This is a genomic window from Paenibacillus mangrovi (assembly GCF_022898935.1).
In the GTDB taxonomy this organism is placed as follows: Bacteria; Bacillota; Bacilli; order Paenibacillales; family Paenibacillaceae; genus Paenibacillus_AQ; species Paenibacillus_AQ mangrovi.
Map to the genome: position 1 here is coordinate 362,415 of NZ_JALIRP010000004.1, position 11,387 is coordinate 373,801.

Below are 11,387 nucleotides of genomic sequence, written 5' to 3' on the forward strand. Positions count from 1 at the left end.
AAATAAACAAGTTTTGTATATATAACAGTCAGTAAAGTGTAGTATAACAGAACACGATAATTTGACGGGATTGTGAACATTGCATCATGATAAGTTATCAAATAATTAGGCTTTTTTCAGCCAATAAATCAATTGTAAGAAGGGTGAACATTAGATGACGGATTCAAAGTATCTGAAACGTACCATTATTAAAGAACAAATGGACAGTAAGTTTCTAAATGAAACACGGAGCCTTCGGGTTTACCTCCCTCCTGGTTATAATGAAATTTTGAGTTATCCGGTGGTCTACTGCCAGGATGGCGAGGAATTTTTCAATTTCGGACGCATAGCGACGACAGCCAATCATTTAATTCTTGACGGCGACGCTGAGCCTTTCATTATCGTTGGCGTTGAAGTTGATACTTCTATCAGAACCGAGGAATACGCCCCGTTCGGAAGTCGCTTTGAATCCTACACACGTTGCTTCGCAGAAGAGATTATTCCCTTCATCGAAGCCAAATATCCCGTAAGAAGGACAGCTTCTGAACGGATTCTTGCCGGAGACTCTCTCGGCGGCAGCGTATCATTGCATCTGGCAATCCGCTACCCGGAGCTGTTCCAGCGCATTATCAGCCTATCCGGAGCCTATTATCCGGCCTCCCAGGACATTTATGAGGCTCAGGATGACCTGTCTCAGCTTGATGTTTATATGATTGTAGGCTTGCAGGAAACGGCATTCGAAACAGATCACGGCGTGCATAATTTTGTTGAATTAAACCGTCAAACCCGTGAAATTTTGCTCGATCGCGGTGCCAAAGTGGAATATGCTGAAAAAGACGGCAAGCATATTTGGGGCTTCTGGCAAAAAGAGCTGCCGAATGCGCTTCAATATTTTTTACACGCTTAATAACAAACTGATTTAAATAGAACATAATAAAGGTGAGCCAATGACATGTATGAAGCAGTAATTGCCAAATCAAGTCTAAGGATCACCTTTGTTGTTTTTCATACAATGATTGCGTTTTCATTGTTTTTCCGAAAAAACGGCTTTTATGCCGTATTTTCATGAAGCCGGAAAAACTGTCCGCTAACCTATTACATTTTTTCGGTTCTGATCTTGCCGAGCAGAACTTCGCATCCTGCATCCATCAAATCGTATACTTGTTCGAAGTTCCCAGTGAAATAAGGGTCGGGGACTTCTCTGAGCTCATGCTCCGGAAGCAGATCCATGAATTTGATCAAGTTATCATCGCGCGCGCCGGGCAGCTTACGTACATTACTCCAGTTGCTGTTATCCATGCACACGATGTAGTCGAATTGTTCAAAATCCGTGCCAGCGAATTGCCGTGCCCGAATCCCTTCGTAGCTAATTTGGTACTGATCCAGCATTTGTCTTGTACCTTGATGCGGCGTGTGGCCGATATGCCAATCCCCTGTTCCGGCAGAATCCACTTGGATCCTTTCCTCATAACCTGCTTCCTTCACCTTATGTCTCATGATGGCTTCGGCCATCGGCGAGCGACAGATATTGCCCAAACAAACAAATAGTACTGATACCATGCTGTAGTTGCCTCCTTCTTCAATTAAGCCGTCTTCCGATTGCGCTTGCTATGATGGTTGTCACTGACGGAGAGATCGGATGAGGAAGACATGAACAGCTTACGCCGCGGAAGCTTCCACTTGAAAAATACAGACAGCATACGAAACAAAACAATGAACGAAAACAATATAATCGCCTGCCATGACGTATGAATCCAGTTCAAACCAATCACCACTCCTGCAAGCGCCGCCCACACGGCATAAATTTCATCCCGCAGAACAAGCGGCTTGCGCCCGGCAAGCAGATCGCGGATGATACCTCCCCCGATTCCTGTCATCACAGCTGCAACCACTACGGCCGACAGCGGATGATGCATTTTGGCTGCATACAAAGCACCTTGAATCGCGAAGGCCGAGAGCCCAACCGCATCAAAAAAAGCTTCGGATCGCTTCCAATGCTTGATCCAGCCGCTCGGAAGCAGGAATGCGAACAGAACTGACAAAATCGCCAGTTTGATCAGAAGTCCTTGACTCCACAGCGTCGTTACGGGAACTCCAATCAGTACATTACGGATGACCCCGCCGCCGAATGCCGTAACAAGTCCCAGCACCAGTATGCCCAAGATGTCGTATTCTTCCTCCATGGCGACAAAAGCACCCGACATCGCAAATGCAACGGTTCCAATGATGCTGAAAATTTCAAAAGCATGCATGTCCAATTTCTCTCTAACCTCTCCCCTAACTATGTCTTACCTATTGTAGTCGCGGCTGGCTAAATTGTGCAACAGTGTTTTCTCATTTATACTGAAGAAAAAATCTGATAGGAATGAAATGGATTTAGGAGGAACCAAAAATGAGCCAGAAACGTGTTGTTATATTTTCGGGGGGTGAACTTCATCCTCAATATATAGAGGAAATTCAGCCGGGAGACTTTATCATTGGCGCGGACAAAGGAGCCTTGTTCCTTACACAGCATGGAATTAAGCCTGATTTAGCTGTTGGAGATTTTGATTCCATTTCTACGCAAGAACTGGAGCATGTGAGAATGGAAAGCAGGAAAATAGTAGAGTGTGATCCGGTTGATAAAGACCTGACGGATACCGAGCTAGCATTTAAAATGGCCTTTCGGGAACAGCCTGATTTCATATTGCTCATAGGCGGCACAGGAACCCGAATGGATCACACGCTCGCCAATATCCAAATGCTAAATCGCGCCCTTCAACATCATATTGCATGCGCCATTATGGATCAAAACAATTACATTACGTTAACCGGCTCCAAAATCGAGGTTTTAGATCGAGGATACAAATATATCTCTCTGCTTCCTATCACTCTTGAGGTAACCGGAATTACGCTTGAAGGATTCCAATATCCCCTCGAAAATGCCACATTAAAAATGGGTGAATCTCTAGGTATCAGCAACGCACTGCTGGAATCATTCGGAATAGTGACTGTTGAAGACGGGCTATTACTTATTATCCAAAGCCGTGATTAAGACGTTTTCGAGAAAAATCCTATCGAAGTTAATAGACGAATGTCTTCATCATCGAAACTATTTTGTAACTAAATATAAAACACTGAAAACCCTTGAAAGATGGTGACTGTGATGATGGTGTCCATACTGCGGGTAATATTGAGCATGGAACGTCCATGCATAACGCCCAGATCGCTAAAATAATGTTTCTGTACTGCCTCCATTTACTTCCCCTCCTTTTTGCCGACGATTGCGAGGAATATCTCCTCTAATGTCGGCTGTTTTTCAACATACTCCACCTTTGCGGATGGGAACAGCTTTTTTAACTCCGAGAGCGTACCTACGTTAAAAAACCTGCATGTGCAATTGCAGGTTTTTTAACGTAGCTTCTTGGGGAGTGTTTTTAAGCGATTGTAGTCACTGTAATGTCGTTGAAAATATATGTTTGTTCCTTGGATAACTGACGATACACTTGCTGAAATAGTTCTTGATTGACTGGTCTACGAATTTGACCTGCCGGCTCTTCTAACACATGAAAACTCGGTAATTCACAGCGATTCTTAATAGGCAAAAATAGCCAGTCAGATTAACGCTTTAGTGGAATAATCCTTCGGTATTTGCCGCCTAGTGCCTGTTCTGGTGGTTCTTCGGCTCGTTCAATGGTAATATGATTAAGTTTATATTGGTTGAGTATATTTCTAATTTCAGTTTCCATCTGATCCCATACAAAATCTGAATCATCGTTGTTCATGGTCAACAAACGAACCCGTAAATTCGTTGATGTCGTTTGAACAATTTGAAAAAAACGAATCCCTGCGGTACGATCCACCAAGGTGGCAATTACAAGCGGCGGAATCGCTACTTCTTCACCATCCTCAGTGAGAAAGATCAGTATATCGGCAGACCGGCCTTCCACACGAATGGCGGGATGAGGGTTCCCACATGGGCATGGATCAGGACGTACCATGATACTATCGCCGAGATCATAGCGAAGAATAGGCTGTACACGGTTAGCAAGATTTGTAAGCAATACGGTATGAGATTGTTCACCTGGCTGAACTGGTTTATAGTTAGTATCTACTGGTTCGACAATCACCCAGTCAGAATTTACGTGATACCAACCACATTTACAATCAACACTTAGGAATGGGCACTCTGTGGCACCATAGAGATCACGAACCTTGGTGTTAAACAGCTTGGAAATTCGCTCATACTCTTTCTTTGGTAGTGATTCACCAGCTGGTTCTACCAAAATCGGCTTAATTCGTAATCGCCCCTCAGCCTGTTCGCTAGCAAGTATCGAGATTACACTCCCATAGCCGATGACGATAGATGGTTGGAAGTGATTTAGTTGAGCAACCAACTCTGGAATAGGAGTATGCACTGAAAAGAGTTTCATCGCGGAGCCTAGCATCATGCTTTTTTTGCGGAAACGGTTGATCCCAGAGGAGACGAGAAAGTGACCTTCCGCAGCTACTACTGCCATGCGTCCACCATGGATGAGATACTTGATAAAATCTCCAATACCGAGCCAGTTACCCAATGCACGTAAAGTTAAGACAAGATTCACACTGAGGGCATGATCGTCTACAAGGAAAATTCCACGATGCCCCGTAGTACCAGAGGTAGTAGCTACTGTGTATTTTCCGAGGAATAGTTCTCCAATCATATCAGGGTTATTTACAAAGTTTCGGACATCTTCGAGCGTTACATTCTTATCGGTAACCCAGTCATTAAAGGATGGCATTAGTTTCTTCTTACTGGTGACAGGTAGTAACCTGATATCTTCTATTTGATCGGGTAAATCTTTGTAGAGTTCATAATAGTAACGAGAATTGGTACGGGCGAATTCTACGATCTCAGCAAGGCGATTGTTCTGCCGCTGCATAATCGCGGGAGTTCCTTCTTCGGCGGCTTTACGTGTATCGCTTAGTAACCACAGAATACTCTTCTTCATATCGCTCCTACTCTCATAATCAAATATTTTAAAGGGGGCGCTTATGCTGAAAGCTTTATTCAACAACTTGATTTAAAAATTCAGTTGCAAATTTCGTATAGAACTCCTTCAATCGAGATGAAAAATTCAAATCGAATTCATTTCGGTCCATATTATGAAACTCTGCCCATTTGTCGCCTAAAATAACATAGAAGACCACAGGGGCAACTCCAAAGAAAAAACCCGTTATTAGTGAGTTAGCTTCATCATGAATATCTAATCCCATCTCTTTTAATTTAGGTAATACACTCCAATGAGACATATCCATCATCTTAAATAAAGAGAAATCCGGCTCGTTATTTTTTAATGCTTCTATGAGCGCAATTTTAATCACTTCATCTTTTGTTTTTAAGGTAGCTAAAATTTCATCTGAATACTCCACGATTTGATTGTGATCGATGGTGGATAATTGTTTTCCAAATACATCTTTTTGATTGATATAATCATCAATATTTTTTTGAAAAAGCTCCTCTAAGAGTTTTTTCTTGCTTTCAAAATAGTAGTAAATAAGCGCTTTGTTTACTCCTGCCTGTTTAGCAATCTCATCCACTCTTGCTCCATCAAATCCCTTTTCTGCAAATATTTTGGTTGCTATCTTAAGTATTTTTTCTCGAGTATTAATGTCTTTTTCATCCACATTAGTCTCTGACACTTAAACACCCCATTTAACTAATTAGTTAGTTAAATTATACATGATCATTTCCATTATTGTAAAGGGTTGTAAATGCAAAACGCAGGTATACGGGATATATTCGAGCGGTTTCACTCCATGCCGATTTCACGTTCCACCTCACTGTGTGGGCATGTGCTGACCTCGCTGGTATCCAACGCCATATCGGTTGTCGTCATCATTCTCGTAGCGCTCCTTATGGGCTTCGTATGCGGGCTACTGCCATGTCTTGCAGTAGCCCGCATACTCATGCTGTTTACGCTGGCGTTAACTTGGGTCGCGGCGATTGCCGGACTGTCCGCCAAATCAGTGGATGGCGCAAGCGCCTTTTCCTACCCGATTATCTTCCTGCCGTTTATCAGCTCGGCGTTTGTGCCGACCGAGTCGATGCCATCGGTCGTTCGCGCCTTTGCCTAAAACTAGCCGGCGACCGCGATACTTGGGAACTACTTTAGAACTTTTACGAATCTGAATATCAAGGGTTTTTCTCATTATAATTTCACTCCCAAAATCAAATTCTTAATTTTTTGTAACTTTTAATCGTTTTTTAATAAAAGGGGATAATCCTTAGAGCAGTAATGGGTTGAGACGACCTATCCATAATTTAGGGAGTTACAAAGCTGTTATACTCGGAGACGAGCCTGAAAGAAAACGAAATTTGGAGGTATTACAACAACATGAAGCAAAAACAACTATTCCAAAAATTAGTAACCGTAGGGTTATGTGCAACGATTGGTTTTACAGCGATGATGGCAACCGGAGCAGACGTGACGGAAGCATCCTCATCTAAATCTAATTCCGTCTCCGCATCATCCTCTCAAACTTCTAAAGGACAAGCTATTGTGAATTATGGCAAAACATTTATGGGTACGCCATATAAATTCGGAGCGTCTACCAAAACAACAAAAGAGTTCGACTGCTCCTCATTCACAAAGCATATCTTTGGTAAATACGGTGTTACACTTCCGCGTACATCCACTGATCAATCGAAAATGGGCGTCTCTGTTTCGAAATCTAACCTGAAGCCAGGCGATCTCGTATTCTTCTCGAGCGGTAGCAGAGCCAATGGCAAGAACGTCACTCATGTCGCAGTGTATGCAGGTAACGGTAAAATTCTGCACACTTATGGCAAACCCGGTGTAACGATGTCCGATCTGAACTCCGGCAACTGGAAAAAAACATATTTATTTGCACGTCGCGTAATCTAAAATACCAAGGAAGGCAGTAAGCTTAGGGACTTACTCGCCTTCCTTTATTACATAACCTACACCACGTACGGATTGGATCAGTTTTTTTCCAAATCCTTTATCCATTTTAGTACGAAGATGCCGGATGTACACGTCTACCACGTTCGTACCTATATGAAAATCATAGTCCCATACCTTTTTCAGAATCTCTTCACGCGTACATACCTGATTAACGTGCCTTGCCAAAAACAAAAGCAAATCAAATTCTTTTACCGTCAGCGGAATCTGCTTATCACCCCTACGCACCTTCCGCTTAGCTGGATCTATAACCAAATCTTCGACAACGACCTTTTGATTCCCCCGCTCATTTTCAATATGGAATATTCTGAGTAAGTTCTGAATCCGTGCTACCAGCTCAATCCCCCTGATCTCTTTCGCCACGACATCGTTTGCCCCGGCATCCAGCCCATCGATCACTGCTTCGGTATCAAGCTGTTCCTCGAATAAAATAATCGGAAAAGGCCTGTCCCCCTGCTCTCTCAAAAGCGCTTTAATAATTTTATGTAATGTGATCCCTGTACGCTCCGCACGATCCATCATTAGCATATCAATTGCCTCTTCATTGATCACTCTCATGGCCTCACGCTCTGTCAAAACCATGTTTATAACATATCCCTCCTTCTGAAGGACATCGAATAACTCCTCGTTTTGTAAAAAGGAACCGATTACCAGTAGCTTTTCATGCATGTAATCACCTGATTTCATTTTGAGTCCCGATTCAGTAATCTTAACATAGGGTTACCGCTCATGAAAAAAACCATTCCTCAAGGACGAGCCTTAAGGAATGGTTTTCATGATGTTCTATCCCTAATAAAACGAGCTCTTAATGACTCAGCCAAAGTAACGGTGATACAGGATTCTGGCCTCGGAAATATCCTTGGTGCCGTGTATTAATGCCCTGCCATCTGCAAATATCACCATCCGGTGCGCACCTGACGTATATGAAACCAGGAATGGATTGCTTTCCACCCGGCCTTCCCCAAGCTTCGACAGCCGCTCTGCTGTCTCCTGCAGATTCAGCGACTGCTTCTTGCCCGGGCGGATCTGGACGGTATCCCTTCCACAAAGCACATCCGTCTTTTCAAGGTTAGAAGCGGACAGATAAGGATATGTTGGATTTGTCCCACAGGAAAGGCAGTCCTCTTTTTTCGCATGCTTCACGCCCATAGACATGGATTCATTCCGCCATAAATCAAAAGTCAGCAGCTTGTCGCGTAATGCTTCCAGATGTCCGCTCAGCAGCTTCATCGCCTCAGTCGTTTGATGGGCTGTAACAATCTGAACGGCTTGCGGAATAATACCCGCAGTATCACATGTGTCGCCTCCAAGCGGTACCGTACCCAGAAGGCAATTCAGGCAAGGGGTTTGCCCAGGCAAAATAGTATAGGTGATGCCATAGCTCCCCACACAGCCGCCGTAGATCCAGGGAATTTTGTATTTTTGGGAAATATCATTGATCAACAGACGGGTATCGAAATTATCTGTACCGTCCATAATCAAATCCACGCCTTCGATTAGCGTCTCCAGTTCCTCGAGCTTCACATCCATGACAAGACTGTCGATTTGGATGGCCGAGTTTATCGCTTGAAGCCGCTTCTTGGCCGCAATAGCTTTGGGAAGTCTCTGGCTTGCATCCTCTTCGGAAAAAAGCTGCTGACGTTGAAGATTGCTCCATTCCACGTAATCGCGATCCGCAATCGTCAGATGTCCCACGCCCGTCCGGGCGAGCGTTTCGGCAATGGAAGTGCCGAGCGCACCTGCTCCAATGATCAATACATGGCTGTCACCCAGTTTACGCTGTCCTTCAGGCCCAAGCGGCGTGAAGCGCTCTTGTCTGGAGTATCGATCTTCTCCTGTGTTCATCTGTTTATACATCTCCTCTGAGAAAAAGCCGCATTCCTATTATGGGAATACGGCAGCTTGTAAACGGGCATTCAAGATATCATTTTATCATAAGTTGGAGTTTGCCGTAAAACACGAAAATGTCTACTACCATAATAAAATTCAGACCATTCCAGCTTCGGTAAGAAGCAGTGAATACTTAAGGTGAACAGCTTCTTTCAAAGTAACCATTGGCGGTGGCTTCCCTAGCGGAAGAGAACGTTTCTTCAACGATAAGGCCGCTCCTGCAATTCCCTCGTTCAAAGTAACGAATCCCTGTCACCGGATCGCTTCCCGCGTATATATCCGGTTTTTTTACCAGCCGGCCTCCGCCCAAGGCATAGTTATTGATATAGTCCTTGCCTACGGGAATTCCCTGAATAAAAGCAATCAAACCAATATCGTTAATAGAATTGTTCCATTCCTCCCCCGTGATTGAAGGAAGTGTAAAGTCATACGAAACACCGTTTTTGGCGGCATACTCATTATGACGGTTGATCACGTTGGCCAGATCGTCTTCGATGGTCCTGACGATGGTCGAACGTCTCACCTGTTCAAACAATTCAGACTGAGCAATTAATGGTACGCCTGTTGAATCCTTCAGTTCCCGCTGCAGGCCTTGAATCCAGTTGCTCGAGTGATGATCATAGACCTCTACAGCATTATCCAAAGTAAAACGGACCAGATTGCCGCTATCGTCACTGTAGGTATACGGTTTTTTAGGACTCCAAATGTGCTTGATCAGCGTTTCGTTATCTTTGCCTTTGAATTCCTCGTCCGCATATATATAGTAGCCGTCATAATCCACTACCGCGATGGCTGGAATGTAATAATCCAGTGCCTGCTGTGCAGAAATATCCTCTTCGATTCCCAGATTTGCATATAGACTCCGGTAGAAAATAGCCACTGCCAGTTCCTTGTCAGCACGAAAAAACTTCGAAGACCCGTATCCCGTTTCCCACTCCTGCTTCTCATTCGTATTTAGCACACTCGCTCCATCTTGAACTGCTGTCCGGAGGGCTGTTACATACTTCATCTCCAGGTATTGCACCGTTTGCTGATCTCTGACTTGAAAGCCACTGAGCAGAAATAAGGGTACAAAAATAACGGCAAAAACGATTGAAAAATCAGTAATCTTCATTAAGCACCATACCTCCGTATGGATATGCCAAAACAGGCGTACTGCCCGAGAAGGTCCCCGAAACGAAATCCATCATCACGGTTCCTGCCGTACGATTGTTGTTTTTTACCGTAACTTTGAAAAAATCACCGACATTCATCCTGTACTTACGGGTATCCTCATCTTTCTGATCCGTGCTATCCGGAAAAATGACCGACATGATATCAGCGGTATAATACCCTGCGTATGACACATCAATATCATGCTGAAATGTATCCGGATTCGCAGCATCCGTGTAAACGGGCGTATATTTCTTATGTAAATGCTCCATTTGTACTTCGAAATCATTGCCCGTGGCATATATCTCGTTCATGAAATCCTGATACATGACCGGCGTAAGATAACCTTTGTTTCTAACCGCATCGACAAACTGCGTGACCGCGTTATACACCACGACCCTCGATAAGTCATCCTGTTTCTGATACGCTCCAGCAGCCGGATAAATGAACATCAGCACGACGGCGATCAGTACAGCTACGAATTTAGAAACCATGCTGCTCATGGGTCAACCTCTCCCGCTGACAACTTGTTGATATGGATCTCTATTAACTTTCCGTTGACATCCCTCTTATACATTGCGCGGTACCTCGCATCAAATTGAAAAATAGATTGCTGCATCATCCAGACTGGATCATCTTCTGTTACTGGAGCGCTGTCAACTAAGATTTGGACTCCGTTTTTTATTTGATCCACCGTGATTATAATCGCTTGAGAGCCGCTGAACGTATCAGGCTTTGCGGTTTTTAGTGTTGTATAGACGCTTTTCGTCTGTCCTCCTGATACCAAGGAAGCTTCATCCAAAGCTGTATGGATGTGGCTGGTCAAGCCCAATGTGAAGTAGCAGGCACTCAGAAACAGAGCAACGGCCGCGCTTAGGGTAATCATGTTTTGCACATTTACGTTCATTCGTGCCCCTCCTTCCCTCCTTGTCTGCGACTACTGTTCAAATATCAGCCCACGAACAACGTTCGATTTGTCTTTAATAATACTGGCTTTGAATTTACCGCTTGGATTGACGTACTCATTACTGGACTCCATGCTCGTGTTTTTCAATTCGCCTTCTTTGTTATTGACATCGACTACCGATCCGTACTTATCATCGTTTACATCACTGCTAATAAACAGTCTGTTGCCATACCATTGACCACCTTTATTTTTACCTGTTTTCACCATAATGCCGAATTGATCCTTATCCCTGAATTTTCGAAGTGCGTTGGTTACCTGAGAACCGCTGATACTCGTGCCATCGTAAACGGTAAATGCAGCCTGGGACAATTCCGTTTGAATGTCAGAGAAGTTATTCTGCGCTGTCTTGGTGGCTTCTTGAGCTGAAATAAACAAAATCACAACAATGGTAATCAATGCAATCGTAAGAAAAATACCTGCAGCAACCTTCAGTGCGCTTGAAGCGTTATTCATTG

At 43.9% G+C, this 11,387-nt stretch carries 14 protein-coding genes and 2 pseudogenes; 4 read left to right on the plus strand and 12 right to left on the minus strand.

Translation table 11 applies throughout. The features are described 5' to 3' along the window. The first annotated feature begins 154 nt into the window (after window positions 1-154). Entirely contained in the window at window positions 155-886 is a 732-nt protein-coding gene (locus tag MUG84_RS12345) for an alpha/beta hydrolase (protein WP_244725314.1), read from the plus strand. 188 nt (window positions 887-1,074) lie between these two features. On the opposite strand, the gene MUG84_RS12350 is transcribed toward MUG84_RS12345, so the two are convergent. Both MUG84_RS12350 and MUG84_RS12355 read right to left on the minus strand, forming a co-directional pair. Further along, complete coding sequence (locus MUG84_RS12350; RefSeq protein WP_244725315.1) at window positions 1,075-1,539, minus strand: low molecular weight protein-tyrosine-phosphatase; 465 nt, start codon at window positions 1,537-1,539, stop codon at window positions 1,075-1,077. 23 nt (window positions 1,540-1,562) lie between these two features. After that, window positions 1,563-2,231, minus strand: a complete 669-nt coding sequence (locus MUG84_RS12355; RefSeq protein WP_244725316.1) for a trimeric intracellular cation channel family protein — start codon at window positions 2,229-2,231, stop codon at window positions 1,563-1,565. Window positions 2,232-2,371: 140 nt separating this feature from the next. On the opposite strand from MUG84_RS12355, the gene MUG84_RS12360 reads away from it, so the two are divergent. After that, window positions 2,372-3,013 carry a thiamine diphosphokinase gene (locus tag MUG84_RS12360; RefSeq protein WP_244725317.1) on the plus strand — a complete coding sequence of 214 codons (642 nt, stop codon included), beginning with the start codon at window positions 2,372-2,374 and terminating at the stop codon, window positions 3,011-3,013. Between the two features lie 68 nt (window positions 3,014-3,081). Here MUG84_RS12360 and MUG84_RS12365 read toward each other — a convergent pair whose 3' ends face one another. The 4 genes and pseudogenes from MUG84_RS12365 to MUG84_RS12380 all read right to left on the minus strand — a co-directional run bounded on the left by MUG84_RS12365 (window position 3,082) and on the right by MUG84_RS12380 (window position 5,640). Beyond that, window positions 3,082-3,216, minus strand: a complete 135-nt coding sequence (locus MUG84_RS12365; RefSeq protein WP_425313199.1) for a hypothetical protein — start codon at window positions 3,214-3,216, stop codon at window positions 3,082-3,084. Continuing rightward, a pseudogene (locus tag MUG84_RS12370) lies at window positions 3,217-3,333 on the minus strand (ABC transporter ATP-binding protein); the annotation flags it as partial. 245 nt (window positions 3,334-3,578) lie between these two features. After that, on the minus strand, window positions 3,579-4,949 hold the full coding sequence (locus tag MUG84_RS12375; RefSeq protein WP_244725318.1) for a hypothetical protein: 1,371 nt from the start codon (window positions 4,947-4,949) through the stop codon (window positions 3,579-3,581). A gap of 55 nt (window positions 4,950-5,004) precedes the next feature. Continuing rightward, on the minus strand, window positions 5,005-5,640 hold the full coding sequence (locus MUG84_RS12380; protein WP_244725319.1) for a TetR/AcrR family transcriptional regulator: 636 nt from the start codon (window positions 5,638-5,640) through the stop codon (window positions 5,005-5,007). A gap of 90 nt (window positions 5,641-5,730) precedes the next feature. On the opposite strand from MUG84_RS12380, the pseudogene MUG84_RS12385 reads away from it, so the two are divergent. Then, window positions 5,731-6,072, plus strand: a pseudogene (locus MUG84_RS12385) (ABC transporter permease); the annotation flags it as partial. Between the two features lie 263 nt (window positions 6,073-6,335). Next, a complete protein-coding gene (locus MUG84_RS12390; protein WP_244725320.1) occupies window positions 6,336-6,866 on the plus strand; it encodes a C40 family peptidase in 531 nt (176 codons plus the stop codon). 30 nt (window positions 6,867-6,896) lie between these two features. Here the strand turns inward: MUG84_RS12390 and MUG84_RS12395 are convergent, their stop codons facing one another. The 6 genes from MUG84_RS12395 to MUG84_RS12420 form a co-directional block, all read right to left on the minus strand. Continuing rightward, window positions 6,897-7,610, minus strand: coding sequence for a response regulator transcription factor (locus tag MUG84_RS12395; RefSeq protein WP_342346109.1), 714 nt, complete (start codon window positions 7,608-7,610; stop codon window positions 6,897-6,899). A gap of 126 nt (window positions 7,611-7,736) precedes the next feature. Continuing rightward, window positions 7,737-8,768, minus strand: a complete 1,032-nt coding sequence (locus tag MUG84_RS12400; RefSeq protein ID WP_244725322.1) for a thiazole biosynthesis adenylyltransferase ThiF — start codon at window positions 8,766-8,768, stop codon at window positions 7,737-7,739. Between the two features lie 178 nt (window positions 8,769-8,946). Then, window positions 8,947-9,927, minus strand: a complete 981-nt coding sequence (locus MUG84_RS12405; protein WP_244725323.1) for a hypothetical protein — start codon at window positions 9,925-9,927, stop codon at window positions 8,947-8,949. After that, the gene (locus MUG84_RS12410; RefSeq protein ID WP_244725324.1) at window positions 9,914-10,468 is read right to left on the minus strand and encodes a hypothetical protein; all 555 of its coding nucleotides are present in this window, start codon (window positions 10,466-10,468) and stop codon (window positions 9,914-9,916) included. Before MUG84_RS12410 ends, MUG84_RS12405 begins: the two co-directional genes overlap by 14 nt. Then, window positions 10,465-10,872: a hypothetical protein gene (locus MUG84_RS12415; RefSeq protein ID WP_244725325.1), complete on the minus strand. Its 408-nt coding sequence runs from the start codon at window positions 10,870-10,872 to the stop codon at window positions 10,465-10,467. The genes MUG84_RS12410 and MUG84_RS12415 overlap by 4 nt, the downstream gene beginning before the upstream one ends. A gap of 30 nt (window positions 10,873-10,902) precedes the next feature. Then, entirely contained in the window at window positions 10,903-11,385 is a 483-nt protein-coding gene (locus tag MUG84_RS12420) for an ABC transporter permease (protein WP_244725326.1), read from the minus strand. Window positions 11,386-11,387: the final 2 nt, after the last annotated feature.

Bases quoted from the DNA above. Each gene is read 5' to 3' on its own strand.
- MUG84_RS12345 (WP_244725314.1), top strand. From the start codon at position 155: ATGACGGATTCAAAGTATCTGAAACGTACCATTATTAAAGAACAAATG.
- MUG84_RS12350 (WP_244725315.1), bottom strand. From the start codon at position 1,539: ATGGTATCAGTACTATTTGTTTGTTTGGGCAATATCTGTCGCTCGCCG.
- MUG84_RS12355 (WP_244725316.1), bottom strand. From the start codon at position 2,231: ATGCATGCTTTTGAAATTTTCAGCATCATTGGAACCGTTGCATTTGCG.
- MUG84_RS12360 (WP_244725317.1), top strand. From the start codon at position 2,372: ATGAGCCAGAAACGTGTTGTTATATTTTCGGGGGGTGAACTTCATCCT.
- MUG84_RS12365 (WP_425313199.1), bottom strand. From the start codon at position 3,216: ATGGAGGCAGTACAGAAACATTATTTTAGCGATCTGGGCGTTATGCAT.
- MUG84_RS12375 (WP_244725318.1), bottom strand. From the start codon at position 4,949: ATGAAGAAGAGTATTCTGTGGTTACTAAGCGATACACGTAAAGCCGCC.
- MUG84_RS12390 (WP_244725320.1), top strand. From the start codon at position 6,336: ATGAAGCAAAAACAACTATTCCAAAAATTAGTAACCGTAGGGTTATGT.
- MUG84_RS12395 (WP_342346109.1), bottom strand. From the start codon at position 7,610: ATGAAATCAGGTGATTACATGCATGAAAAGCTACTGGTAATCGGTTCC.
- MUG84_RS12400 (WP_244725322.1), bottom strand. From the start codon at position 8,768: ATGAACACAGGAGAAGATCGATACTCCAGACAAGAGCGCTTCACGCCG.
- MUG84_RS12405 (WP_244725323.1), bottom strand. From the start codon at position 9,927: ATGAAGATTACTGATTTTTCAATCGTTTTTGCCGTTATTTTTGTACCC.
- MUG84_RS12410 (WP_244725324.1), bottom strand. From the start codon at position 10,468: ATGAGCAGCATGGTTTCTAAATTCGTAGCTGTACTGATCGCCGTCGTG.
- MUG84_RS12415 (WP_244725325.1), bottom strand. From the start codon at position 10,872: ATGAACGTAAATGTGCAAAACATGATTACCCTAAGCGCGGCCGTTGCT.
- MUG84_RS12420 (WP_244725326.1), bottom strand. From the start codon at position 11,385: ATGAATAACGCTTCAAGCGCACTGAAGGTTGCTGCAGGTATTTTTCTT.